The organism is Paenibacillus sp. ALE2 (assembly GCF_054113385.1).
The window spans coordinates 2,831,728-2,858,210 of the sequence record NZ_CM134213.1; the positions used below are offsets into that span (position 1 = coordinate 2,831,728).

The window sequence follows — 26,483 nt, forward strand, 5'->3', positions numbered from 1 at the left end:
ACAGAAAAAGCAAAGAGTAGATCGGGGGGAAGGGTCGCTTTAACAAAGGAGGCACGGCTATGAGACTCGCACAGCTGGCAGGGGAATATGACGCGGTCTTCAGTCTGGGACAAAACTGTACACCTGCCATTCAATTGGAAAAGAACCGTTTGCGGCCGTTTGCCGGGGTGCTGGACTGGATGATGTCTGACACGCTCTCTGATGTGAATCGCTTGCTTGAGAATCGGTTTGCAGGTTTTATGGATTTGCCCAATTTAAGTGTCGTTGGTACGAGCCAACTGAATTATATGGTCAGAGATATTGCTTATAATGTGATCTCGGTACACGATTTTCCGCAGGAACGCAACACGTCCGCAGATCTGGTGACCTATCCCGAGTTCAGGGAAAAGATAGACCGTCGTATCGAACGTTTTTTTGCAAAAACACAGATGGCCAAGCGCAGCTTGTTCGTCCGTATGCTGGGCACCTATGAAGAAGTAGAGGAACTGGGGCGGATCTTGTCGGGGATCGTAGCGAATGAATTTCGGTTGTTAGTGGTGAATTGTTCCGGTGTAACGGAGTTGACGGAGGTGGATTGGCAGCTTCCTCAGGTATGCGCAGTGGAAATGCCTTTTGCCGATGTATGGAATTACAAGAGTGATCCACACTGGCGCACCCTTTTTGAGGGAATGTCCTTGTCGAAAAGGGGAGGTCGTCGTGCTTGAACGGTTGCAAGGGGAATATGACGCAGTGTTTAGCCTGGGAGGGCATTGCTTACCATCGATTCAGCTGGATAAAAACGGACTGCGTCCGTATGCAGGTCCGCTGGATTGGATGATTTCTGGCAATTTGTCACAGATCAGTCGTTTACTGAATGAGCGATTTGCCCGTTTTATGGATGTTGAAAGCCTGCGTGTCACAGGGCATGATTACGGAGGTCATAACTTCCTGGTTGAGGATGCGTCCTATGAGGTTACAGCAGCACACCATTTTCCGGTTAGCCAGAATACATCAGAGCAGCTGGCGTCTTATCCTACATTCAAAACGACACTTGATCGCCGCATCGCACGTTTACTGGAGAAATTCGCATTGGCTTCCCGTCTGCTGCTGGTTCGTGTCGGTGGCAGCCGGGAGCAGGCGGTAGAACTGCATGATGTGTTGTCACAGAGGGTTACCTATGATTTTCGCTTGTTATACGTGGATTATACAGGGACTGAAGGTGTGACGGAGCTGAATTGGGGACTGGAGCGATTGGTTTCAGTAGCCCTGCCACCCGAGGATATATGGAACGGTCAGGATGAAATGTGGCGTTATATGCTGGACAACGTCAGACTTCATGTCTGAGGTGCGGAGACTATAGGAACACGTATAGATTGTCTTCCACCTGTGCTTGCGCCTGCGCCAAGCTGTAGAGCATCGCATAACATGATGCGAAGGGAAGATAGATGCTTCGGTTTAAAAGGAGGGTGCGCTAGTGAAGGCTTTGGTCACCGGAGGAGCCGGATTTATTGGTTCCCAGCTGGTACGTGCGCTTGCTGACTCGGGCGTCAGAGTGCTTGTGCTGGATAATCTGACGACCGGGAATGCTGCAAATGTAGACCCGCGCGCGGTCATGCATATTGCAGATATTCGCAGCCCTGAAGCCAGGACGCTGCTGATTCGGGAAAGCCCGGATATTGTGTTTCACTTGGCTGCACAGGCTGATGTGCAGCAATCCATCCATCACCCCGATGAGGATGCGGATGTGAATGTGCTGGGGACGATTCATTTGTTGCAGGCCTGTCGTGATGCGGGTGTGTCGAAAATCATATTTGCCTCCACATCCGGCGTATATGGAGAGCTGCAAAAGCAATGTATTCAGGAAGACGATCCCGTGGAGCCTATTTCAGGCTACGGACTGTCCAAGCTGACCGCAGAATCGTATATTCGGCTTTTTTATCGGTTGTACGGTTTGAACTACACGATTTTGCGTTACGGAAATGTGTATGGTCCCGGTCAGGCAGCGAAGGGAGAGGGCGGTGTCGTCGCTATTTTTATAGAGCGGCTGAAAAAAGGCAGCCCCTTGCTCATTCACGGCGACGGAACGCAAACCCGTGACTTTGTGTACGTCAAGGATATAGTTCGAGCCAATATGGCGGCTATGCATGCAGCGGACCAACGCACGGTGCATGTAAGTACGGGACGAACGACGTCCATCAATCGGCTGGCCTATGATTTACTAAAGCTGCACGGTTCGTCTGTGCGCCCTGTGTATTCACCGGCGCGGGCGGGAGATATTCACCACAGCTGTCTGAGTAACGCAGTCGCCAGACATTGGCTTCGTTGGGAACCGCTATACGGTATCTCTGCCGGTCTAAAGGAAACGTACGTGAGCAGTATGGGCACAGGCAAAGAAGGCGTATAGGGCTAACGAGCGCGCGAATCAACCAAGAGACTGAGAGAACCTCTCAGCCTCTTTTTGGTTTGGACGAATTTATATGTTTTCGCCAGCCAGCTTGTCCATTTAACTACTTATACTCTTCATCCAGATCAGCAACAAATGAGCGCTCCTTGATAACAGCTTGATACCAGTAGCCCGATTTCTTCAAATGCCGACTTCGATCATTTTCCAGATTAATTTCCACCAGTCCATAACGATTTTTAAAAGCATTCATAGGAGAAACGTTGTCTGTGAAGGCCCACAGCATATAACCTGTACAGTTGGAGCCTGCGTCTACAGCTTGTAACGTGTAGTATAAATGCTCACTTATAAAGTCAATCCGATAGTCGTCCTGAATGATGTGTTCCTCATTTTTGAAAGCAGCTTCATTCTCAATGCCCATGCCATTTTCCGCGACAAACCACTCGATATTGTTATATTCGTTCTTGATACGTATGCCCATATCGTAAATGATCTTGGGATAAATTTCCCAGCCCCGTGACTTGTTCATTCTTTTACCCGGAAGATCGAAATGCTCATAGTAGTAAGAGGGGTGAAAAGGATTGTTTTCGTTCCACGCTTTACTCTGCGCTTTGACCCGGTGGGGATAATAGAGATTGATCCCAACGTAGTCCACGGTATTTTCCTTAATCAAGGCCAGCTCTTCCGTTGTAGCCTCAAATGCAATATCATGCTTGCTCATGAGCTCGAACAATTCTTGCGGGTATTCGCCTTTTATAAGCGGGTCCAGAAATATCCGATTGTAAAATAAATCATACACATGTGCTGCGTACTGGTCATGAGGGGCGCTGGATCGGGCATAAGTCACTTCGGGATTCAAAATAGCACCTATTTTAGCCCCGTTCTGACTATAATTTTTGGCTTTGAAAAGCTGTACGCACTTTGCGGTAGCCAGCGTTTTGTTGTAGTTCCATTGCATCCACTTCCGTGTGTTTTGTTCATAGGGATAGCGAAGGGCATCCAGATAGACGCGAGTCTGTACAACAATGGGCTCATTAAACGTAAACCAGTGCTTGACCCGATCCCCGTACCGTTCAAACACCTTTTCCGCATATTTCACAAACAGCTCTACCACATGCTTGGAAGACCAGCCCTCATATTTGTCGAGCAAATAAGCAGGTAATTCATAGTGTTCCAGACAAATCATCGGCTCGATTCCGCTTGCAATTAACTCATTGATGACCCGGTCCATATAATCCGCATAGGTTTCATCCACCACCACATTCTCATAATCCGTTAAGAAGCGGGACCAATTAATAGAGGTGCGATAATGAGTAAGTCCAATCTGCTTCATCAGCGCAATATCCTCGGTGTAACGATTATAAAAATCAGTTGCACCCGCGGGTCCATATCCATTGTGCCAGACATAGCGGTCATTTTTGTACCATACGTCCAGATACGAGTCCTGACCTTCCTGTTTACCGCTCCAGCCCTCTGTCTGCCAGGCGGAAGCCGCTGCCCCCATAATAAAATTCGGTGGAATTTGTATTGTGTGTTTAGCCATGATATGTTTCTCCTTTTCATTCTATAGATTTCCCATAGCGATCCTCTGCGGGTGTATCTCTACATTAGCGCATTATTCAGTCGTTCGCTTGTTGGCAATTTCGAGGAACGAAAAATAGATGAGATGATAAGTTTATGAAATTAGTAGAGCTTGCTCAAACAAATCCAACGTAGAGGCTATGAACGCAATTTTTCAATATTTCGATCCAGAGTTCATCATACAAAAAATAAAGAGCCCTTGACGATAAGCTGCTTCTGGTGACGCCACGATTTGGTTGTAATTCGCAGCCTTAAATCACCTACATAAGTGAGAGGGAATTGAAGACTAACATTAAAGAATGTGGAGCCATTTAGATGTTAGCGACTCTATCAAATCTACTCTCAACTAAACTAAATGGAGGCGTTTAACAATGGGTTATCACATTATTGCTAATTTTCCATCTAATCGAGATTACAAAGGAACACTGAAAGTTTATAACGATAGTGGTAGTTTGGTATTTGGACCTGTAGAAGCTTTAGGCCGTGGATCAAATGATCCGAAGAATGGTAACGACCATACGAACTGGAGACTTAAATATGCAGACATTCCTACGGGGGTTGCGAAAACAATTGTTTATGCGAAAGGTGACTCTGACTATTCTTATGGTCCTTATAAGCGTGTGTGGCTGAATCAAGCAGTAAGTGGGAACTTCCTGACTGCTACAAATAATGGCCGCGACGAAATTATGATTCATGGCGGAGACCCTGCTACAAGCACATCTCTGACTTGGTATCCTCTGCGTCCAACATACGGTTGCATCCGACTTTCTAACAGTGACCAAAGAGCACTAATTCAAGTGCTTGAGCAAAACGGAAGTTCCGGCAAAATCACAATAAACTAGAACAAAAAATTCAAAGGGCGGGATTTACTCCGCCCTATTTGGTATTAATTTGTACTGTATTTATCAAGTTTGAACCATTTTTGAAATTCGTTCTGGCTAATTTTTTTAACAGGTTTCACCTTTTTGCTGTCCATTGAGTATCTGTACAACTTCTTTTGGTCAGATGGATACTCACTTATATAGTCTAAACTTTTTCCATTTTTATGCCATAAAATCAGACTTGTGCTAATGTAATCCGTTTCCCTAGGAAGATATATAAAGGCATCCTTCTTGGTGTTATAAATGGCTATGGAGCTGCTTGATGTATCACCGTACGAAAAGGCAATTTGATCTTCTTTAGGTGACCAGTTATAAGCAGCAATGGATTCTACATTTTTTTTGCCTTTAGCTTTTAAAAGATCATTTACAATGGTAGATTTTCCAGTTTTAAGATTGATCAGTAATAACGTATCTCCTGCACTGCGCCGTGCCTGGATAGCCAACCATGTATTAGAAGGAGATAATACTGCGCTCGATATATTACGCAGTTTATCATTATATCCATCTGTTTTAATGGTGTAATTCTGTTCTCCTGTTTTGATCGTTATAGATGTAATAACACTCTTCTCAGAGCTTGGTGCATTTTCTAGCTCCATTTTTTTGGCCACTAACGAAACGTTGTTCTCCTTCCAAATCACCTGATTTGGGGTCTCGCTCTTTTTAAATTTGGTTATAGACTGGTAAACAGATGGATTTATAGTATTAACTGAACTTTGAACATGCGTATTAGGGCGTAAAGTGCTATTAGCATTGGCAATAGAAAAGCCACTTACACTTCCCACAAGCACTATACTAGACAGGAAAGCAGTAGCGTATTTTAATCTTGGATTTTTCATTTTAATTGCTCCTTTGTAAAAAAATATTGGGCTTCAGGACTTGATCCAAGGTTTTCCTAAAATTAAATCTATATACATAGACGTGGAAATCGTGAATTTGTTTCTTGTTTATTGAAAAAAATTACATAACAATTGGAAAACATGAAGGAGCGAGTGATACTTTCGCCCGCTCTAGCAGGCCAGCCCAAGTCAAACATTCTGTTATAAGGTCGGATGTTATTGAGGTGAAGGCAAAATGCAATTTTTCCCTTCGATTTTCTATACTTAACCTATAATCTTGACATTCCTGCAGATTCAGAGATATTATAGATACAATAAGTCTGTGAATGAGGTGTAGTTATGAAATTTACCAAAGCAACCAATTATGCACTGCACACCATGCTCATGCTCGTTGAGGATTCGTCGGTGAAGCCCGTAGGTGTCCAGCAATTGGCCGAATCCCAAAATGTCTCACCCACGTATCTTTCAAAAATTTTGACGAGGCTTGTGAAGGCGGGGATGATCGAATCGGTCTCTGGAGCCAATGGGGGCTATCGCTTATCCCGCAATAAAGACGATATTACCTTTTTGGATATTATCCATGCGATTGAAGGGACGAATTCATTGTTTGAATGTGATTTTGTCCATGGATCAGAATGTCTGATTCAAGCTGTAATGAGGGAAGCGGAGGAAAAAATGGAGGGCCATCTTAAAAATACGAAATTGGTCGATTTAGCCCAAAAGCAAGCGCAAGTATAAAGGGGAGCGGCTATAAATAGAGAGAAGGTGATCGCCAGTTATGTGAAGTGTTTTTTTTGTTTTAATCATAGATATAAAGAGTCTTTAATATCTTTGTAAAAGGAGCTGGATGTTATGTTGTACGATTGCGCTATTATTGGGGGAGGACCTGCTGGATTGAATGCAGCCCTTGTACTGGGCAGGGCAAGAAGAAGTGTGGCTTTGATCGATAATAACCGGCCCAGAAATGCGGTTACGCATGCGTCGCACGGTTTCATTACGAGAGATGGCGTAACGCCGGCCGAGTTCCGCCGCGTAGCTTATGAGGAAGTACTGCGGTATCCATCTGTGCATCATCTGCAAACCGAGGTTATTTCAGTTACGAAAAATGAATCCGAATTCGAGGTATTTGATTCTTCAGGCCTTCGTGTTCAAGCGCGAAAATTGATACTGGCGATGGGTGTAAAGGAGATATTCCCTGAGATCAAAGGTTTTTACACGTTCTACGGAAGAAGTTTGTTTAATTGCCCTTATTGCGATGGCTGGGAGTTACGGGATCAACCGCTTGTCCTCGTCTCTGAGTCGCCAGCTATATATCACACAGCCAAACTGCTCCTGAACTGGAGTAAGGATTTGCTTGTCTGCACGAACGGTCAGGCATTCTTGTCGGACGAGCAAAAAGAACGACTTCAATCTAAAGGAGTCGCGGTAATGGAGCAGCCTGTTGCCGCGTTCATTGGTCACCATGGACAGCTGGAGTATGTGTCCTTTACGGACGGTACTCAAGTCCCAAGGGCCGGCGGCTTTGTGACCCCCCAATTTGTGCAAAGTGCACCGTTTGGAGAACGTTTGGGCTGTGAAAGGACCGAGTCGGGCGGGATTCAAACGGATGGAGCGGGGAGAACCTCCATTCCTGGTGTATATGCTGCGGGTGATTCTTCATACTTCATGCCTTCTCAGTTGATTTTTGCTGCGGCCGACGGTAGCCGAACCGCTGCGAGTGTAAACCTGGATTTGACAGAGGAAGACTTTAACGAATGACGGGAAATTGAAGCTCTCATGATAGTTAAAGATAATGAGGAGAAGTGAGAATTTATCGTTTCCGGTAACGCTTAGATCCATTCGCTATAAAATCACAATTCAGAAGTATAAAAGCTGAAAGGCCGCCTATATGGCGGCCTTTTTCTATTCACTTAATTATAATTCTGCGTCTATACAAGACCTTCTTTCAATAACCTCTGTATTCACAAGAACCTGAGTATGGTGATCCTGATTGTGATTAAGCCTTTCCATCAGCAAGTTTACAGCCGTTCGGGCCAAAATATCCTTTTTCACATGAATGGTTGTGAGCTCCGGGCTAATGACCTTAGCTTCATGAATATTATCAAACCCCATGACGGAAATTTGTTCAGGCACTCGAATGTTCATTTCCTGAAACGTTTTAATAGCACTGATCGCCATATAATCATTCTCACAAAATAGGGCCGAAGGCAGCTCATTCAGTTTATGAATAGCTGTTTTAAATGCGTCCTGTGACATGACAAGCATCGGGTGCATATCAAATGTAAGCCCATGACCTATGGCAAGATTGTGCTCCTCTAAAGCAGCCATGAACCCCTCTTTTCGTTTTGTAAAGTTAAGAATTCTGGTACTGGATTGTACGTATCCTATATTTCTGTGTCCAGACTGGATTAAATATTGGCCTGCCTGGTACCCCCCAAGATAGTTATTAATCGATACAAAACTGGCATCAACGTGTTCAAAGCAGGTATCCAAAATAACGATATTGGAATGAATGGATTGTAAGGAATGAATAGTCTCGGATGTTAAATTGGTGCCCAGCAGAAGTATACCTGAAGAAGGCTGGTCCTTCTCCAGAGCAGACAATTCTTCTTCAAGGCTATGGCTATCAAATGACGAGAAAATCAAAGTATTACCATGTTCTCTCACCTGATGGGTAATATGATGGATCAATTCATTGAAAAATGGAAGTGATTCATATTGCTCGGTCACGATGCCTGTATTTTTGCATGCAACAAAACGAATGACATGGTGATTCTTCGTAAATTCCTTATTTGACTTCATGGTACGTGGTCTATATCCATGCTCGTGGGCAATTCTTAATATATGTTCTTTGGTTTCTTCGCTAACACCGGGTTTGTTATTAAATGCTAAAGAGACGGCTGATTTTGAAACACCGGCAAGCTTCGCAATATCATCTATTTTCAACGTTGGAACCTCCCATTGGACTAAACTATATAAATTATATCATGATTATATAATAAAGTTTAGTTTATAAATTAAACTAAACAAACAACAGATGAAATGAGTTGACCTTTTCGGGTGCATAGTGTTAATATTCAATTGTGAACGCTTTATTTAGTTTATTTTATTCAATATCGTATAAAATTATACATTAGTTTAGTTTAGTTTATGAGTGAAGGGGTGATTTGTTTGAGCTTAAGCATGGCTGAAAATCAAAGAAGTTTTGTGAAAAAGGGCAAGCCTTTCTTTTACTTGGCGGATACCGTCTGGAGCGTATTTACCAACGCCACTATTGAAGAGTGGAGCGATTATCTGGACTATCGAAAAATGCAGGGTTTCAACGTTTTACAGATCAATATGCTCCGACAATGGGATGCCAGCGAATCAGACCTGAATCTACAGCCGTTTGCATTACTGGAAAATGGAGATTTTGACTACCATACCTTAAACGAAGCTTATTTTGAGCGGGCGGAAGTCATGATCCAGATGGCTGTCGAGCGCGGCTTTATTCCAGCACTGGTTCTGTTGTGGTGTAACTATGTACCGGATACATGGGCTGAAATGTTCCAGAAGGGCAATAAAATGCCGCTGGATTGCGTTGAAAGCTATGTAACTTATGTTGTAAACCGCTATTCCCGATTCGAGCCTGTTTATTTGATCAGCGGGGACACTGATTTTCCTACAGAACGTGCTAATGCGTACTATTTGAAGGCGCTGGAAACGGTACAACAATTAAGCCCGGCAAGCTTGACTACGCTGCATATCCAAGGGAGATTGAGGGAAATTCCTGAAGCTTTTGAGCAACACAAGGGTCTTGGATTTTATATGTATCAATCAGGACATAATTCGGAGTTTCAGCATGTCGCCCATGAGATTGCCCAGCATTTTTATCACAAGCCGGAGATACGTCCCGTCATCAATGGAGAACCTTGCTATGAACAGATCAGTTACAGCCGCAATGTGTATGGAAGATACACTGCACTAGATGCCAGAAAAGCAGCATGGCACAGTCTTCTGGCAGGCGGGGGAGCGGGAATTACCTATGGAGCGCATGGCATTTGGAGTTGGCATAAAAAAGGCAAGAAGTTCGGTATTGTCGAAGGAGAGGGCTTTGATAGTCCCTATGATTGGAGAACAGCACTGCGTTTTGAGGGCGCATGGGATTATTCCTTTATCAAATATTTGTTTGAAATGTACAACCTGATTGGCATAAAGCCGTTGGATATTGTTTTAAACAAGACAGAGGAGATCAGAGCTGCGGGGAACGAGAATACCCTCGTCTTGTATATCCCGGTGAACACGAAGGTGCGGCTAAATATCAACGTGCAGGACTACAAGTTTACAACCATTGATTTAGCGGAGAGACGATTTGCCCAAACGGAGGTGGATGTCCAGGCTGATCAATCCGTCATTGATATGCATGGTTTTGAAAGCGATGTTGTGATCATCGGAACGAAATAAAACTAGAGAAGAACAGGAGTAAGCTAACAGGTGGAGTGGAGAAATAGAAAACGCATCCAGGAGTGATCATGATGGATTACCAAAAGACAGCTAGAGAAGTGCTTAGATCGGTGGGGGGAAACGAAAATGTGAACAGTGTCATTCACTGTGTCACTCGTTTGAGATTCAAATTGAAGGATAACCAATTGCCAGATAAAGAAAAAATTAAACAGATTGACGGTGTCATTACCGTCGTGGAAAGTGGCGGCCAATTCCAGGTGGTCATCGGGAATGAGGTTCCCAAAGTATACGAGGCTCTTTTGGATACGATGGGAGTAAAGCACGGAGACCAGACAGTTGAAAACGATCAAAAGAATGAAAAAGCGAGCCTGTTCAGCCGATTTGTCGATGTGATCTCAGGCGTGTTCATGCCCGTTGTGGGTGTGCTCGCTGCTGTGGGGATTCTAAAAGGATTGCTGGCTTTATGCACATCTCTGGGCTGGATGACTGATCAGATGGGCACATACAAAATTTTATATGCAACAGCAGACGCTATGTTTTATTTCTTTCCAGTTATTCTAGGGTTTTCGGCAGGTAAAAAATTCGGAGGAAACCCGTATCTGTCTGCTGTTTTGGGGGCCGCCTTGGTGTATCCGACCATTACTTCGGCTTTTACGGATAAAACGGCGCTGTCCTTTTTGACCATACCTGTCGTTCTGATTAATTATACTTCTTCTGTTATACCTATCATTATTGGGGCGTTCTTGGCAGCTAAGGTTGAAAAATTTATTAGTAAGTATGCACCTGCTTCCATTAAAATGTTCATTGTGCCTTTTCTGACCTTGGTCATTATATCACCGATTGTTTTTCTGGTTGTCGGGCCGATAGCAACTATAATCAGCGATGGATTAGCCAAAGGCTCCATGTGGATTTACCAGTTAAGTCCGGCTATAGCTGGTCTCGTTCTGGCAGGATTCTGGCAGGGCATTATTATCTTCGGCTTGCATTGGGCATTCATTCCAATTCTCTTGAATAATGTAGTTACGAACGGGTTTGATCCGATTAATGGTATGCTGTTCTGTACTACGTTTGCGCAAACAGGTGCGGCTTTTGCCATTGCTTTGAAATCACGCGATCCTAAATTAAAACCCATTGCCACTTCTGCTACCATCGCGGGCTTGATGGGGGTTACTGAACCAGCTATTTACGGGGTTACGCTACCCACCAAAAAACCGTTTATTTTAGCCTCGATCGCTGGGGGTGTAGGAGGAGCTGCAGCGGGCTTACTCGGCTCAACAGCATATGGATTTGCCTCAGGCGGGATTTTTGGTATCCCTTTATTCATTAATCCAAAGGGGATAGATGCAGGCTTCATTGGCTTTATTATATCTTTGGTTGTCGCTTTTGTAGTCGGATTTATTCTGACCTATCTTTTCGGCTATAAGAATGCGAAACCCGCGCCTGAAATTAAGGTTGTAGTTGAAAACAAAGCGGAAGAAAAAACGGTATTTAGTCCTTTAAACGGTGAATTGATTCGTTTGACCGCAGTGAAAGATGAGGCTTTCTCCAGTGGTGCGATGGGTCAGGGAGCCGCCATTATCCCCCAAGAAGGGGTAGCTTACGCACCGTTTAACGGAACTGTTGTTACCGTTTTCAAAACAAAACATGCGATTGGACTGATCTCTGAGGATGGAGTTGAACTGCTCATTCACATTGGAATTAATACGGTCAGCTTGAAAGGAAAACATTTCACTTCTTTTGTGTCTGAAGGAGATACGATTCAAAAAGGGGACAAGCTGGTTGAATTTGATCCAAAAGCTATAGTGGATGAAGGATATGATCTCACCACCTCTGTTATAGTAACCAATACTGCGGTGTACACAGATATCTTAGCTGAAAACTCGAAGGATATTCATACAGGAGAACGCTTATTGAAGATCAGATAGTTCCCTAATATTCAGTAATGCACAGCAAACGCATCAAGCTGACGATGGCCCGTGTGTAAAAATAGGGTTGTCGTCAGCTTTTTTGGATCATGAAACAGACTTTTGCGGCATGTACTACAATAGCAGGTTACCGTACACCCAACGAGCTCATCATCTGCCGGAAGGAGCGCACATATTTATCTGGCGCCAACAGGTTAACGATCCGTGTACGCCCCTTCTGGCGGATAGATTCGCGATGAGGGACGTTGTTCATAAGGTCTAGTCCTTGCAGTACCGCCTGTAAAATGTCTCCCTGCTGATAAAACTTGCCGGTTTCGTTATGGTCAATGAATGCTCGTACTCCGTCTGAATCAGAGCTTAAGACCGGGCAACGACAGGCCATGGCCTCAGCTACCGCGTAGCCGAATCCCTCCACCAGTGAAGTCGAGAGCAGATACCCACCCGAGTCGCCAATCATGGAATAATACAAAGGCATTTTCGCATGAGGCACGCTTTTAAAACGCTCAATGATTGTGGACATGCCAAGCTGAGCAAGCATGTTCTCGAATTGTATTTTATCCTTCGGCTGCGACAAGGTGTCATCATAGAACATCCAAATCCGAAGATCAGCACGATTTTGCAGCATCCAGTAAGATATGTCGATAAAATGCCGCCAATTTTTATTGGGCTCTAGCCTCCCAACCCATGCAATGACCGGATTAACCGGGGGAGTGTTAGGTACATAATTAAATACGCTAGTATCCAATACGTTTGGAAATACAAAACGATTAAGCCATGGACACATGCTGGAAAATAGCTGCACGAGGTGAGTTGTATCGGGTAGAAGCACCGCGTCAGCATAATTTTGAAGATACGGAGATGCATCTGCAACAACCCAAGCAGCTTCTTCGTGAGTGCCAAAGCCTTGTGATTCATAGATTAATATCCCTTGATAGCCCAACATCCGCAGTCTAGGGAGCATAGGATAGTCCGAAGAGACGATAATTGCATCGTAGCGATGAGTCTCCACCAGTTTTCGAATTTCTTCTTCAGAGGAAGTCATGAACACCGGAATATCGCCTTGCAGGTTTTGCATCCCTGTACCCTGCTGATAATAGAGAAGATGACATTCAATCCCGTCCTGAATGAGCGCTTTACAGCGTTGGCGGTTCAAGGTTTCCACGCCACCGCTGGGTATATAAAAAGTAAATAGAACTTTGATCTCAATAACCTCCTTTGCCAACCACAAGTTCTTATACCAAGTTATTCAACCTACAGGACGGGGTGTGGGTTTCTATGGAAGCCTGGATTGAATTAGCGCATAATTATGGCGAAGGCGAGAATCTTCCGGAGAGCGTTCTGTTGCTTCTTTCGCAAATTCACAGGCTTTGTGTATTAGGCCCAACTCATAGCAAGCGAGGGCTCCAAGATCATACAAAGTAGCATCCCAGCAAAAATCCTCTTGCATATACGTATCTGGTCGTGTCGAAATGCGCAGTGCTTCTTCGACCATATGATAGACGGCGGGCCAGTTCCGTGTATGATAGGCAAGCTGAGCCATTTCCGTGTAAGGTTCACGTAAATAGGGCGCTTCCGCAATAGCACGGTATAACCAACGTGCAGCCTCATGCCATTGTTCAGTTGCCTTATACGCTCTAGCGATAAAACGCATCGAAGCGCTGCGTTCATCGGCCCAGCGCGCCTGTGGCATGGCAAGATGTTGTTGCAGCGTAGTGATGCATTCGTCCCAACGGGCATGATACATATATTCTCGCCCCAAGTAATGCATATTGCGATCATCCTCGGGAAATTCACGTACAGACTGCTCTAGCAGTGGAAGGTATTGACTGCGTGACTTGTGCGGATCGGGATCATGATACAAGCGGAGCTGGCCCGATCGGATGCTGTGTTCTTCGCCTTCCCCGATATATTCAAGCACTTCATGAACCGGGCGTACCCAGTGGTAGCCATGACGAGTGTGTATTTTTTCTTTCCAGAACCATGTATGAGCGGTATCCCTTCCAGGCTGTCCATGTGTAAAGGCATACAGCATTCGAGTCGTTCCATCCTTCCAGTTGCTTTCCAGGCGCGACCGCCATCCCTCCTCCCAGACTTCATCCAGATCTGTACAGACACAAATATCTACATCATCAGGGACCAGCCGCAGGGACTCATTGCGAGCCTTGTCAAAACGCCAAGGGACTACCTGAATAGGATGTACCTCTGCACCCGCCTCGCGCAGTAGAGCAACGGTGTCGTCTGTAGAACCGGTGTCGGCTACAATGACAACATCAGCTTCCCGCATGGAGTTCATCCAGCGCTTGGCGAATCGGGCTTCATTTTTGCTGATGGCATAGACCGCTATCTTGTACCGTTTCTGTGGTTGCATTGGTTTGCTCCTCCTTTGATTGACTTAAAGAATGATGGCTGGCTATGGGAGGCATCTCTATTGGGAAGGGTTCAGGATTGAGCTGAAATATTGTCGATTATGCTGGACATGCGGGTCATTGGGAACGTACGTGGCTGCTTGCTCATTGTGCCAGTTCGCACGTGTATAGTCTTTTAGCCGAAAATGGCAAATGCATAGCTGGATATGAGGAAACCATGTTTGGTATGCGTCTTGTACCGGGCCCAGCGTGTTAGGAGGATTCAGAGTGGTAGCCATGTCGTACCAGTAAACGGCTTTGGGAATCTCATTTTTATGCAAAAAATAATGACCCATCCGACAACAAAGCTCCGCTCTAGGCGTATCGAAGGTCAGGCTACGGAGAGCCGCGGTAATACTTTCCTCCAGCTTGCCGAGTTGTTGCAGACAGTCAGCCATTTTGCCACATGCACTAATTGCGTCCTCTACCCAGCCTTGTTCGGTGTTTAGAAAGTCTCGGTAAGCCTGCACGGCCTGCTCATATTTTCCATTGTCTCTAAGCTCGTTAGCGTAATAGTAGCGGTCGCGGGGAGAGAAGTCATGGCCTTGGGCGAGCTGCTTCTCATAAATTCGCAGATTTCGGCCCGGGGAATGGGTATGTGTTCTGGTGTGAGTTATGGCAATATCCGCATGTAGAATATTTCCGTCTACGGCGAGATACTCATGCACGGCTCCATGCCAACGGAACCCGGCCGACCGTCTGACCAAGCGATTCCGACGAAAATGCAGGGTGACATTGCCATGATCATCGAAGGCATAATGATACTTCATGGACACTGCATCCACGGTTGATATAGCTGAGGAATCAAGAGTATGCTTTAGCTCAAGCAGCTTGATAGCATCCTGCTCCTTGAAAATGTCATCGGCATCCAGCCAGAGAATGTACTCCTGCGTAGCTTGCTCAAATGAATAGTTACGTGCAAGGGCAAAATGATCTACCCATTCAAACGGAAAAATCCGATCTGTAAAGCTGCGACATATGTCAATAGTCCGATCCTGTGAACCTGTGTCCACGATGTTGATTTCATCTACAATATGATGGACCGATTCAAGGCAAGGGCCGATGGTATGTTGGTCATTTTTGACGATCATGCACAGGCTGATACTGATCAATTGAGTATCACTCCTTTGGGAACCATTTAAGGATTGAGGTCAAACCTAAAATTGGAATTAAAAGAGATCTGATTATAGAAGCCCTGCCGCAATTGCGGCAGGGCAAGGATGGCAAAGCCATAACTTGCTAAGAGGCTTTGGCGGTAGGATATGATACGTCGTTTAAGTCCATGATGTGGTAATAATAGAAGATTAGAGTCCGGTCGGCCCAGTGGGTCCAGTAGGACCAGTTGGCCCCGTAGGTCCGATAGGTCCTGTAGGTCCAGTCGGTCCAATTGGACCGGTAAAGCCAAGACCAAATGGCCCGGTCGGTCCAGTTGGTCCAATCGGTCCCGTGTCGCCCGTAGGTCCGACAGGTCCAGTGTCGCCAATAGGACCGATAGGTCCGATAGGTCCAGCAGGTCCCGTAGCACCAACGTCGCCCGTAGCACCTGTAGGTCCGGCAGGCCCGGTAGCGCCAATGTCGCCCGTGGCACCCGTAGGTCCGGCAGGCCCCGTAGCGCCTGTGTCGCCTGTGGTACCTGTAGGTCCGGCAGGCCCCGTAGCGCCAACGTCGCCCGTAGCACCCGTGTCGCCTGTGGCACCTGTAGGTCCAGCAGGTCCGGTAGGCCCCGTAGCGCCAATGTCGCCTGTGGCACCCGTAGGTCCGGCAGGTCCGGTAGCGCCAACGTCGCCCGTAGCACCCGTAGGTCCGGCAGGCCCCGTAGCGCCAACGTCGCCCGTGGCACCCGTAGGTCCGGCAGGTCCGGTAGCGCCAACGTCGCCCGTAGCACCTGTAGGTCCGGCAGGCCCCGTAGCGCCCGTGTCGCCTGTGGCACCCGTAGGTCCGGCAGGCCCCGTAGCGCCAATGTCGCCTGTGGCACCCGTAGGTCCGGCAGGCCCCGTAGCGCCAATGTCGCCTGTGGCACCCGTAGGTCCGGCAGGCCCCGTAGCGCCAACGTCGCCCGTAGCACCCGTAGGTCCGGCAGGTCCAGTAGCGCCCGTGTCACCCGTGGCACCCGTAAGTCCGGCAGGTCCGGTAGCGCCAACGTCGCCCGTAGCACCTGTAGGTCCGGCAGGCCCCGTAGCGCCAACGTCGCCCGTAGCACCTGTAGGTCCGGCAGGTCCAGTAGCGCCCGTGGCGCCTGTAGCACCCGCAGGCCCCGTAGCACCTGTATCGCCACTAGCGCCTGTAGCACCAGTCGGCCCCGCAGGTCCGGTTGGTCCCACAGCTCCAGTTGCACTTGCTTTAACAAGGGCAACGGAATCAATGGCTACATTAGCGGTGTTAGCTAAGGCATTTTTGCTAATAACCAAAAAGGCAAAGGCTGCGTTAGCTGGAACAGGAGCTGTTACTTCATACAGGGTTTGCCATGTCCCATTCACAGCATCAGGTAATGTGCCTGCGCTCAGATAGGTAGTTAGCCCAGTACCGAGGAAACTAAAGGTTGCGTCATAGTAGTACAGAAAAATGTTGATTTGAGGATTAATCAAGTTTCCTATTTTTGCAGCTGACAGGCTCAACGTATAACTTTCGCCTGGTGTGGCAAAAACGACCTGGGAAAGAGATGCATCTACCGCGCCTCCTGCTAGGATCGCACTATAAAAGTTTGTCTTTTTTACGGATAAGTTAGTGACGGTTACATTTGCGGCGTTCCAAAAAAGGGTAGATCCGGTCTCGAAGTCGCCGTTATTAACAAGATTGGTAAATAATACGGTCATCGCTTTTTATGCACTCCCTTCACACGTTGTAATGATAGTAGATGCGAATCCACGCCGTGGCGAACCGTACAAGTTTACGAGGATAGATGCGCATTTTTCAGTTCACATTTTAGACACATTATTTTAAGCTTCTATTTAAGTGTCGTTAAGCTGAAGCTATATGTGGGGGATTATCATTAGAATTTAAAAGTGTAGCATGAAGTTCGAGGAGGCCGCTTCGCGAAGGCTTTGAGCTTCCGATCGCTGTTGCTGTAGGATTCTTCTTGGATTAGATAAGATAATTAAAGGTAAGAATCCTACACCAAAGGCGAACGCTATCGCTTCTCCAGCTTCAAATCCTCCACTTTGCTGCTATCCGCTACTCATGCAACATTTTAGGTGGGAGAGCAGCATAGGGAAAATCACGAACAATGAAAGGGTGAAACATGTGCTCAAAGTACAACAGGTGAGCAAGTGGTATGAGGGCAACCGGGGCGTACATAAATTGGATTTTGAAATGCAGCGCGGTGAAATTGTTGGTTTCCTGGGGCCAAATGGTGCGGGTAAAACGACGACAATGCGTATGATTACAGGGTATCTTCAGCCAAACGAGGGTGTAATTACGATCGACGGTATCCCGATTCAGGATAAAGGCAGACAGGCTCGTTCCAAAATTGGTTATCTGCCGGAGACGCCTCCTTTGTATGGGGATATGTCTGTAAGTTCCTACTTAAAGTTTGTAGCTAGTATTCGGGACGTGCCTGCGAGAGAGCAGAAGCTGCGTATTTCGGAGATGATTTCCCGACTGGGACTGAATGGACGTGAAAAACAATTGGTCCGCAGCTTGTCCAAAGGGTATAAACAGCGTCTGGGATTGGCAGGTGCGATTATTCACAACCCGGACTTACTAGTGCTGGATGAACCGACTTCGGGTTTGGACCCCAATCAGATTTTGGAGATTCGTCAGCTCATTCAGGAGATTGGTGAAAATCATACGGTATTGCTCAGCACGCATATTTTGCCTGAGGTGGATGCTTTGTGCAATCGGGTTCTGATCATCCACGAAGGGAAACTGGTTATGGACGGGCGTCCTGACGCGCTCGGTGGTTCGATGGAAGACGGATTCAAGGTGAAGGTGGAGGTCAAAGGCAAGCGTGAGCAGGTAATGGATGTCCTACGAGCTTGGGGAAAAGTACAAGTTGAATCTTTGGCGCCTACTCTGCCTTCAGCGAATACGAAGCTGACTGTCACAGAGCAGGATTTGACTGGATTGTTGCTTACAGGAGCTTCTGATGAGGATTTTCGCGAAGAACTGTTTTTTGTGCTGTCGGATGCGAAGCTTCCGATTATGGAAATGAAAAAAGAAAACATAAGCTTGGAAAACATCTTCCAGCAGTTAACGACCCGCGAGACGGAAGAAGGTGGGGGCAGCGATCCAGCGGTTCATGTTCTACATACCTCTAAGAATGAAGCAACGGTCAACACGGTGGATCATGGAGAAGCCTTGGCCAGCGATAACAAGGTCGATGAAGACAAGGATACAGGAGGTAAACAGTCATGAGGCGTTTGTTCGCAGTTTGTCAAAAGGAGCTGCAAGCCTATCTATGGACCCCAACGACGTATTTTGCGCTTGCGGTGTACATGTTGCTGACGGGGTTACTATTTTACACGAACTTTGTGATGTATCAGCCTAGTATTTTGGACTATCGGCTGGTACTCGGTGACACATTGTCCATGCTGGTGTTTGTTGTGCCACTACTCACGATGCGGCTGGTTGCAGAGGAATTCAGGCAGGGTACAGATGAGCTCCTGCTTACCTCACCTGTGAGTGTAACGGAAATCATGATAGGTAAATTTTTGGCAGCGCTAGGCATGTTGCTCATACTGGTGCTGTGCAGTCTGGCGTATCCGGTCGTGATGTCCTTTTATGGGTCGCTGGATTGGACGCTCGTATTTACATCCGTGATCGGCCTGTTTATGCTTGGCGCAGCCATGATGGCGATCGGCTTATTCGCATCGACGCTTTCACAGCATCAGATGATGTCCGCGGTCGTCAGTTTTATTCTCTTGCTCGTGTTCTGGATGCTGGATTCGTTTGGTGGACAAACGGGCGCATCTGCGGCGCTGCAGCAGTGGCTGGAACCTTTTTCACTAACCGCACGGTTTGACAGTTTCACCAAAGGATTGCTGAATGGAGCCGATGTGATGTACTACGTGACGGTGGCGGCGCTCTTTTTGCTATTTAGTATCCAAGTGGTTGAACGGAAACGGTGGAGGTAATGAATATGAAAAAATGGCTGGGTCATACCAATAGTATGGTACTATCGATTGCTGCTGTAGGGATTTTTATTTTATTGACGTTATTTCTGCGTTCGCTGGGAGGCTTTCAACTGGATCTGACGGCAGGCAAGCAGTATACGCTGTCTGATCAGACGTTAACGACCATTCAGGGTGTGAAGGAAAACGTACGATTGATTGCCTTTACTGTCTCCACTTCGCAGAATCAGAAGCTGAACCGGGATGTTACGGATATGCTGAATGAGTATGCCAAGCGTAACAACAAGCTCAAGGTCGAGCAATATGATTTGAATCAGGAACCGATACTGGCCAAGCAATATGGGATTACAGCAGCATCCATCGTGTTGGTGCAAGGAGAGAAGAAGCGGGTTATAGATATTGGGAGTCTATTTACGCAGGCCCAGGGGAGTAGTGAAGGAGCATACCAATTTACCGGGGAGGAAAAGCTGACCAGTGGACTGCTGGCATTATCGTCTACCCGCCAAGGGAAAGTGGTTTTTTTGACAGGGCATGAGGAAATTCCTTTGTCCCAAATGACCGAATTAAGCAGCTCGCTGGCGCAAGATAATGTGAAAGCAGAGGAAGTTCAGCTCAATCAAGCGGGTAGTGTGCCCAAAGATGCGTCTGTATTGGCTATTGTCGGACCCGAACGGGATATTAGCGTGACGGAACTGAAGAGTATTCGTACGTATCTGAATGACGGTGGAAAGCTTTTTATGGCGTTAGGATTTCACCCGAACATGGGGTCTAGCTGGAAAAACCTTGACGCATTAGCGGCTGATTATGGTGTGAAAGATACTCATGCTATCGTGGTGGATCAGGAACAGACGAATACGCTTGGTCCTCTGTGGACGGTTCCCACCTTTGGCAGTCATGCGATCACCGATAAATTGGCGGCCTCTAATCTGTATCCTGTTCTTTCGCTATCTATTGCTTTGCAGGCAGGAGAACAGAAGGATTGGAAGACGACGCTATTGCTAAAATCTTCTGCAGCTAGCTATGGTGAAACGAATATTCAGGGACTGCTGAACAACGAAACGCAGAAGGATGACAAGGACCCACAGGGGCCGCTTGATCTCGGTTACGCGGTAGAAGGAAAAGACGGCAAGCCCAAAGCGGTTATTCTCGGAACGTCAGCCCTCCTAAGCGACACGGAGATTAGCACAGGAGGGAATCGAGACTTTGTGCTGAATAGTCTGAATTATGTGCAGGAGCACTCTGATGGGCTCACTATTCGTCCTCGTCAGGAGCAGGATTTTAAGGTAGCTTATTTGACTGCTGCACAAGCGAAAACGGTATTAGCCATATCTGTCGTCGGATTGCCGCTGCTGTTTGCGGTTGTCGGAATCTTATTATGGTGGAGGCGAAGAAGTGCATGAGAAAATGGATACCCACAGTGCTGCTGCTAGTCGTATTGGGAGCGGGTATAATCTATGCCAAGAGCCAAAATTTCTTTCGTGAACAAGCTCCGGCCGCTCGCCAGCTTGTTCAGCTTACGCAAGGAGATATTACGTCTTTTGCGATCACTGGAAAGGACGGCAAGTCGGTGGAACTTGATCAACATGATGGCAAATGGAGCATGAGTAAGCCGCGATCTTACCCGTTAAATCAATATACATTAGACAATTGGCTAGCCGCGATTCAAAATGTAAAGTTGGGTGATGTCGTGGAATCATCTCCCAAAGACGTAGCCAAATATGGAATCAGCGCTACCCATGACCAGGTTGAGATTAAGACCAAGAATGGTGACGTTCGCACCTTTGCCTTCGGTGATACGCTGCCTTCCGGAGACGCTGTTTATGTACTATCAGACCAAAAAGAGATAGCTTCCGTACCTATAGATACACTTTCGGGTTTGCTGCTGGGTGTTGATGATTTTACAGATACAACGCCGTTTGATTGGGATGATACCAAGCTGAGCGGGATAGAGTGGGAAGGCCAGAATGCCTCATGGATGCTCCGATCCTCCGGTAACAGTGGAACTGGAGATAGTGCTTCCGCATCTTGGACGCTAAACGGAAAGTCGGTAGTGGGTGACACGGCGACTTCCCTCTCACAGCAAATCAAAAACCTGGCCAGCAATCAGGCTTTGCGCAAAGCCTCCGAGCTGAACAAGCCTGTTCACCGCTTTACGCTGAGCATATCGTTGGGTAAGCAGGATTCCCAGCTGGTCTATCAGGGCTGGACACTTAACGATGATCCAGAAACCGTATGGGTTGTGCCGCCACAAAGCAACTGGGCTTATGGCCTGTCAGCATCTGACGTGAACCATGCTGAACAGAATGGTCATGACCAGGCTAAGGCTAGCCAATAATCATTACATTTATAATAGCTGAACAAAGAGGCTCCAACGGCGAATAATCGCCGCGTGGAGCTTTTTTGTGTGCGTTATTCATCAGGCTTGCTGCTTTTGGAAGAAGGGCTGTTATTGACGTTTAAATCTTGGATGACCTGAATCAGCTCATGAAGTGAGAGATCCAGCTTATCCAACTTTTCCTCCATCGTGTGCAGGATGTGCCGCAATAAAATAAAACAAAGTCCAGCCGGAAAGCCTACGTTGGTAACCAGAGAAAGAGCATCATCCATCTGCAATGTATTTCCCTCCTTTTTAGCCATATATAAAGGAAGGTAAATTAAAAGAACCATATACAACTGATTGTAAAAATAGTATAATAAATAAGAACAAACGTTCTGTTTTGGTTGTAAGACAGGATTGCAAATTACCCTATAATATGAGGATTTAGAAAAAGTCAAATCCAAAGAGAAAGGGTGATTTATATTGGAGAAATCTCAGCTAACATTGGTCGAACAATACCGAAAGAAGTTGTACCGCATTGCTTGGAGAATCCAGTATCGTGCTCGGGTACAAACCAATCATGAATTTGTAATGGAAAAGAACGAAACTGTCAGCGCCCCATCTTTTGCAGAATCTGTAAACTCTAATATGTACACACTACAGCTTATCAACTCTCTATCTTCTGAGATCGGAAAAATGATCATCTTTGACCTTTACATACTAGATAAAACCGAAGCACAGATTGCAAAAGAGTTAAAGCTATCCCAACAGGCGGTGAATAAATGGAAAAAGAAAATGCTCAAAGAGTTATTTCGGATGCTGAGTTCGTCCAATGGCTCAAATTAGCACAACGTGGGGATCAGGAGGCCATGAGCAGGATACTTTATTTGTTCGAGGAAGACATTCAGAGGACGAGTCGGTATATACGTATGTCCCGTGAAGATGCTGTTCAAAGTATCATGGTTGATTTTATTGAAGAATTGCGGCAAGAGCTGAAGACAGAGATCTAGAAAAGTGGACATTGGATATAGTCTTGTCTATCCTTATCGGTAGGTTTAACTTATGTGACGGAGGGCTTGTATGTTTATGAGTGATAGCAGGGCTTTATTTGAGAAAAATATGAAGTTGTATCCAGTTAACCGTATTCGTTCCAATGTTATCATTCTTGTTTTATTACTGTTTGATCTGTTTTTGACTATTCCCTTAATGGGAGACCCCTACATTGCAGTTTATGTTTATGTGCTGATGCCACTGATTGTTGTGATTAATATTTGGGCTCTTGTACTGGTCATCATGCCACGCAAATTGCAATTGAATTATGTTTTATTCCGTGGTGTATTTGGTTTGGTATGCTCTATTGGCTTCATGATCATGACACAAAAGTTTGCTTATGGTATGTTGGGTCTGGATACTCCATGGTATTTTATAAGTTCTTTTGCCGCTTATGGAATCGCTTTATACTGCTATATAAAATATCATCTGACGAAATTCAAAGATCCTTCAACTTATAAGAAAGAACCAAAAGTGAAGAAAAAACACAAGCGAGAAGCTGTAGTAACAATGACCACATTTACCGGGGCTGGTTATTTGATAGCCAATCTTTCCCTTGGTTTTGCTACACAACAATTCGTTGCTACAGTATTGATGTGTGTTTATTCCATGCTTGCATTTGTTCTTTTTCATTTTATTATGGAGCTACATCGCTACTATTGGCTGAATAAACTGAAGAATCAGACAACGGATTGAACAGAACACAATGCATAGATTACATCGTATTATCTCTATTAAAGATGTTTGGAATGATAAATAAGCCTGCGAACGCCCATACTATAATAGGTGTTTGCAGGCTTATTAAATTGTAGTTTTATTTAGTCAACATACTTGTTACCGTCAGCATCAATATAGATGGATTGAACTGCTGTGCGGCGGTAAGGATATCCTGCTGCTGTGGTACCGTTAATTTCATACGTTACGGAATAGATGCCCGGCTTGTCCGCTTTAGAAAGCTCAATTTGCCCAGTAGGGTTAACGTTTTTTTGCTGCAACGTCAGACCTTTGGACGCTGTAGTGATTCCTTGTTGCGGATCACCATAGTATTGAACTTGGTAAGTGACTTGTGTGACGCTGGCCGGGGAATCCTGGGACTTCAGGTTTAGCCTTGGACCCACTGCATTTAGATTGTATTTAAGCTCAGGGACTTGAACGGCATGATAGCGTGCAATCAGGAGATACGCACCATGATCAGGAATAACGGCATTCAACTTATAGATGCCTGGTTGGGGATTGGTAACTACTGCACTATGATGCCAGGCACCAGCAAAGATTTCTTCATCACGACCTGCTTTCACATGAAGCAATTCGCTAGTACCGTCAGGTTTGGTCAGCTCAAGCTGACTTACACGTTTATCACTGATCCAGTCCAGATCAATGGATTGGACACCATTTTCAATCGTAAGGGTTTCGGAGGCTTTTCCATTATAATCGCCGCCTCGAATAAAATATGAATTATCGATCTCGTTATAGGTGGATTGTACAGCGGAAGCAGTCAGGGAAGATGCTGCTGAAAATGCCTCAGTTTCCTGATTCAATGCTGGAGTGTTCGCTTGGAGGTAAGGTAGGATCAGGGAGAAGACGTAAGAACCGGTACGAACCTTGGCATGATCCCAGGAACCGACTTTAACTACACGTCCGCCGGGAAGTTTAGCATTGTCGACTGTGACCACCCCATCATTTTTGCCGAAGGATGAGAGATAAAGTCCACCCAGTATGTAGGAAGCAGTGCCACCAGACCAGTTATCACCAGCAAACGTGAAGAACGGAATTGTAGTTGCGTTGCTGAGTGCATCGGTTTTAGTTCGGAAATACTTCATATAAGATGTTTGTAAAGTAGAGGTGCCGGGATTTTGTGAGCCGACGATATCTGCCAGCCATCCGGCCCAGCTGCTGTAGGCGAGATCTGCAAGTTGTGAGCCATGATGGGGACTGCTGAGGGTGATGACACGTTGTACATAAGGAGCTGCTCCGTTATACACGAGAGCGGTTTGAGTATCCACTCCACCTTTGCTGTGGGCGATGATGATGAGTTTTTTTCCAAAATGATTACTAATGACTTTGATTTTGTCGGCTAGAAGCTTGCCATTGTCCCACATATCCTGGGATGTGCCATTCGCATCGTACAGATTAATGCTGGCCGTCTGGTATCCAGCGTCACGGGCTTTCTGAAGCATATCGTTATTATTCTTGGTCCACACTTCGGCGCTACTGTTCAAACCATGTACAAACAATAATGCAGGCTTGGCAGGATCAACGCGATTAGGTGGTGGGCCTTCTGTCCAGCTTCCGGCGGGAGCTTTCGGTGCTTCAGGTGTAGTGGAGCCTGCAAAAGCACCGGCGGGGATAAGAGTGACGGATAACAAAAAAATGAGCATCAAAACGGTGAGCTTCTTCAAACTGTAAATCCTCCTTTTTGTAAAATTAAGTATTTCAAACTTATTATACATGCCATCTTGTGGTAAATCATCAATTGTATTTCATATTTACATTAAAATTTTATTTTTTTAGTCATTTTTTAGTCAGGATATCCCTAAGATTGATGGCGCATGCTAATCTCGTCACACATTTTATATGTATGGAGGATGAGTTCATGCCAGGAACTAAGAAGGTCATCAGTTTGACGATTTCTGCTGCTTTACTTGCCAGCATGGCTGCTTTGACAGGATGTGGGACTGCAAATCATAACGTCCGTACGAACGCTACCCGCTATAATGCGCAAAGCACGCCTAATATGGATGGTGTGAATCGTTATGGTTTAGACGGTGTAAACCGTATGGACGGTGTAAATCGTTATGGGGTAAAATCCAATGGTATGGACGGAATGTCACTGAATGAAAATGGCAACAGAACCGGACACCCAATCCGTAATCTGCAAGTCGATCGCAATTTGTCCAAACGTATATCCGAGATGCCGGATGTAAAGTCTGCGACAGTGCTGGTCGGTGAACGACATGCCTATGTAGCCGTTTCCTTGAAAGACCAAGCCAACGGAACGGGTGTCAATGCTCCAAGCATTGACGGTACTCCAAGTGCTAATAGTATTGGGGGTAACGGAAATGTACCGAGTGTGAATGGCGTGAATGGCACTAGAGGGAACCGTACTACAGGTACTACAACGCCTGGAATGACAGATAATGGAGTTACCGGGATTGGAACACCTGCACGTCGTGACGACGGTTTGTACGGAACAATGGGTACAGGCTCGTATGGTATGTTGCGTGGCTTGACGAACAACAACAATCGCACAGATAACGGCAACAACACCATCGAGGGAGCAAGAACTGCATATGAACCAAGTGATGCAGTCAAGAGTCGTATTGCTAACAAGATTAAGCAATTTGCTCCTTCCATTGAACAGGTGCATGTATCGGCTAACCCGGACTTTGTTAAACAAACCTCTGACTTTACACGCAGTGTACAAAATGGTCATCCGATCAGAGGCTTGAGCAATGAAATGGTGGATGTGATTGAACGTGTATTCCCGACTTCGGCGGCAGATACAAACCGTCCAATGCAAAATACACCAACACGTCCACAAAATAATACGCCCGCACCAATGAATCATCGCTAATTCAAACCCTTAAATGTGAATA

24 protein-coding genes are annotated in these 26,483 nt (G+C 46.0%); 15 read left to right on the top strand and 9 right to left on the bottom strand.

Annotation, left to right across the window (positions count from 1 at the left end):
* Positions 1-59 precede the first annotated feature (59 nt).
* From ACXHJ1_RS12370 to ACXHJ1_RS12380, 3 genes are all read left to right on the top strand, one after another.
* Positions 60-704 (top strand): DUF1796 family putative cysteine peptidase, encoded by a 645-nt coding sequence (locus tag ACXHJ1_RS12370; RefSeq protein WP_457906132.1) that lies wholly within the window; start codon positions 60-62, stop codon positions 702-704.
* Positions 697-1,323 carry a DUF1796 family putative cysteine peptidase gene (locus tag ACXHJ1_RS12375; RefSeq protein WP_019688487.1) on the top strand — a complete coding sequence of 209 codons (627 nt, stop codon included), beginning with the start codon at positions 697-699 and terminating at the stop codon, positions 1,321-1,323. Before ACXHJ1_RS12370 ends, ACXHJ1_RS12375 begins: the two co-directional genes overlap by 8 nt.
* 130 nt (positions 1,324-1,453) lie before the next feature.
* Positions 1,454-2,383 (top strand): NAD-dependent epimerase/dehydratase family protein, encoded by a 930-nt coding sequence (locus ACXHJ1_RS12380; RefSeq protein WP_017427333.1) that lies wholly within the window; start codon positions 1,454-1,456, stop codon positions 2,381-2,383.
* 103 nt (positions 2,384-2,486) lie between these two features.
* On the opposite strand, the gene ACXHJ1_RS12385 is transcribed toward ACXHJ1_RS12380, so the two are convergent.
* Positions 2,487-3,923 carry a glycoside hydrolase family 1 protein gene (locus ACXHJ1_RS12385; protein ID WP_123797597.1) on the bottom strand — a complete coding sequence of 479 codons (1,437 nt, stop codon included), beginning with the start codon at positions 3,921-3,923 and terminating at the stop codon, positions 2,487-2,489.
* A gap of 409 nt (positions 3,924-4,332) precedes the next feature.
* Between ACXHJ1_RS12385 and ACXHJ1_RS12390 the strand changes: the two genes are divergently transcribed.
* Entirely contained in the window at positions 4,333-4,803 is a 471-nt protein-coding gene (locus ACXHJ1_RS12390) for a L,D-transpeptidase (protein ID WP_016820092.1), read from the top strand.
* A 44-nt stretch (positions 4,804-4,847) separates the two neighbouring features.
* On the opposite strand, the gene ACXHJ1_RS12395 is transcribed toward ACXHJ1_RS12390, so the two are convergent.
* A complete protein-coding gene (locus ACXHJ1_RS12395) occupies positions 4,848-5,678 on the bottom strand; it encodes a TolB-like translocation protein (protein WP_045244870.1) in 831 nt (276 codons plus the stop codon).
* A 339-nt stretch (positions 5,679-6,017) separates the two neighbouring features.
* Here ACXHJ1_RS12395 and ACXHJ1_RS12400 point away from each other — a divergent pair, with 339 nt between their 5' ends.
* Together ACXHJ1_RS12400 and ACXHJ1_RS12405 are read left to right on the top strand one after the other, a co-directional pair.
* Entirely contained in the window at positions 6,018-6,416 is a 399-nt protein-coding gene (locus ACXHJ1_RS12400) for an Rrf2 family transcriptional regulator (protein ID WP_016820094.1), read from the top strand.
* 114 nt (positions 6,417-6,530) lie between these two features.
* On the top strand, positions 6,531-7,436 hold the full coding sequence (locus ACXHJ1_RS12405) for an NAD(P)/FAD-dependent oxidoreductase (RefSeq protein ID WP_457906133.1): 906 nt from the start codon (positions 6,531-6,533) through the stop codon (positions 7,434-7,436).
* Positions 7,437-7,592: 156 nt separating this feature from the next.
* Here the strand turns inward: ACXHJ1_RS12405 and ACXHJ1_RS12410 are convergent, their stop codons facing one another.
* Positions 7,593-8,624, bottom strand: a complete 1,032-nt coding sequence (locus tag ACXHJ1_RS12410; protein WP_457906134.1) for a LacI family DNA-binding transcriptional regulator — start codon at positions 8,622-8,624, stop codon at positions 7,593-7,595.
* A 216-nt stretch (positions 8,625-8,840) separates the two neighbouring features.
* On the opposite strand from ACXHJ1_RS12410, the gene ACXHJ1_RS12415 reads away from it, so the two are divergent.
* Positions 8,841-10,121: an apiosidase-like domain-containing protein gene (locus ACXHJ1_RS12415; protein ID WP_016820097.1), complete on the top strand. Its 1,281-nt coding sequence runs from the start codon at positions 8,841-8,843 to the stop codon at positions 10,119-10,121.
* 71 nt (positions 10,122-10,192) lie between these two features.
* The gene (locus tag ACXHJ1_RS12420; protein WP_174821074.1) at positions 10,193-12,046 is read left to right on the top strand and encodes a beta-glucoside-specific PTS transporter subunit IIABC; all 1,854 of its coding nucleotides are present in this window, start codon (positions 10,193-10,195) and stop codon (positions 12,044-12,046) included.
* Between the two features lie 127 nt (positions 12,047-12,173).
* Here the strand turns inward: ACXHJ1_RS12420 and ACXHJ1_RS12425 are convergent, their stop codons facing one another.
* From ACXHJ1_RS12425 to ACXHJ1_RS12440, 4 genes are all read right to left on the bottom strand, one after another.
* The gene (locus tag ACXHJ1_RS12425; RefSeq protein WP_107734658.1) at positions 12,174-13,268 is read right to left on the bottom strand and encodes a glycosyltransferase family 4 protein; all 1,095 of its coding nucleotides are present in this window, start codon (positions 13,266-13,268) and stop codon (positions 12,174-12,176) included.
* 51 nt (positions 13,269-13,319) lie between these two features.
* Entirely contained in the window at positions 13,320-14,414 is a 1,095-nt protein-coding gene (locus ACXHJ1_RS12430; protein WP_016820100.1) for a tetratricopeptide repeat-containing glycosyltransferase, read from the bottom strand.
* Positions 14,415-14,471: 57 nt separating this feature from the next.
* Positions 14,472-15,563, bottom strand: a complete 1,092-nt coding sequence (locus ACXHJ1_RS12435) for a glycosyltransferase (RefSeq protein ID WP_107734656.1) — start codon at positions 15,561-15,563, stop codon at positions 14,472-14,474.
* 192 nt (positions 15,564-15,755) lie between these two features.
* Positions 15,756-17,264, bottom strand: a complete 1,509-nt coding sequence (locus tag ACXHJ1_RS12440) for an NTTRR-F1 domain (RefSeq protein ID WP_457906135.1) — start codon at positions 17,262-17,264, stop codon at positions 15,756-15,758.
* Positions 17,265-17,691: 427 nt separating this feature from the next.
* Here ACXHJ1_RS12440 and ACXHJ1_RS12445 point away from each other — a divergent pair, with 427 nt between their 5' ends.
* The 4 genes from ACXHJ1_RS12445 to ACXHJ1_RS12460 are packed head-to-tail and all read left to right on the top strand — an operon-like array spanning position 17,692 to position 21,855.
* Entirely contained in the window at positions 17,692-18,804 is a 1,113-nt protein-coding gene (locus ACXHJ1_RS12445) for an ABC transporter ATP-binding protein (protein ID WP_026065446.1), read from the top strand.
* The gene (locus ACXHJ1_RS12450; protein WP_117289160.1) at positions 18,801-19,523 is read left to right on the top strand and encodes an ABC transporter permease; all 723 of its coding nucleotides are present in this window, start codon (positions 18,801-18,803) and stop codon (positions 19,521-19,523) included. Before ACXHJ1_RS12445 ends, ACXHJ1_RS12450 begins: the two co-directional genes overlap by 4 nt.
* Before the next feature lie 5 nt (positions 19,524-19,528).
* Positions 19,529-20,920 carry a GldG family protein gene (locus tag ACXHJ1_RS12455; protein ID WP_017427344.1) on the top strand — a complete coding sequence of 464 codons (1,392 nt, stop codon included), beginning with the start codon at positions 19,529-19,531 and terminating at the stop codon, positions 20,918-20,920.
* Positions 20,917-21,855 (top strand): DUF4340 domain-containing protein, encoded by a 939-nt coding sequence (locus ACXHJ1_RS12460; RefSeq protein ID WP_457906136.1) that lies wholly within the window; start codon positions 20,917-20,919, stop codon positions 21,853-21,855. The genes ACXHJ1_RS12455 and ACXHJ1_RS12460 overlap by 4 nt, the downstream gene beginning before the upstream one ends.
* Before the next feature lie 74 nt (positions 21,856-21,929).
* Here ACXHJ1_RS12460 and ACXHJ1_RS12465 read toward each other — a convergent pair whose 3' ends face one another.
* A complete protein-coding gene (locus ACXHJ1_RS12465; protein ID WP_016818486.1) occupies positions 21,930-22,133 on the bottom strand; it encodes a hypothetical protein in 204 nt (67 codons plus the stop codon).
* 486 nt (positions 22,134-22,619) lie between these two features.
* Here ACXHJ1_RS12465 and ACXHJ1_RS12470 point away from each other — a divergent pair, with 486 nt between their 5' ends.
* A complete protein-coding gene (locus ACXHJ1_RS12470) occupies positions 22,620-22,847 on the top strand; it encodes a helix-turn-helix domain-containing protein (protein ID WP_080561191.1) in 228 nt (75 codons plus the stop codon).
* Positions 22,848-22,917: 70 nt separating this feature from the next.
* Positions 22,918-23,583, top strand: coding sequence for a hypothetical protein (locus ACXHJ1_RS12475; protein WP_457906137.1), 666 nt, complete (start codon positions 22,918-22,920; stop codon positions 23,581-23,583).
* Between the two features lie 122 nt (positions 23,584-23,705).
* On the opposite strand, the gene ACXHJ1_RS12480 is transcribed toward ACXHJ1_RS12475, so the two are convergent.
* Positions 23,706-25,286 (bottom strand): esterase/lipase family protein, encoded by a 1,581-nt coding sequence (locus tag ACXHJ1_RS12480; protein ID WP_174821060.1) that lies wholly within the window; start codon positions 25,284-25,286, stop codon positions 23,706-23,708.
* A gap of 194 nt (positions 25,287-25,480) precedes the next feature.
* On the opposite strand from ACXHJ1_RS12480, the gene ACXHJ1_RS12485 reads away from it, so the two are divergent.
* Positions 25,481-26,461, top strand: coding sequence for a YhcN/YlaJ family sporulation lipoprotein (locus ACXHJ1_RS12485; protein WP_017427348.1), 981 nt, complete (start codon positions 25,481-25,483; stop codon positions 26,459-26,461).
* The last annotated feature ends 22 nt before the right edge of the window (positions 26,462-26,483 follow it).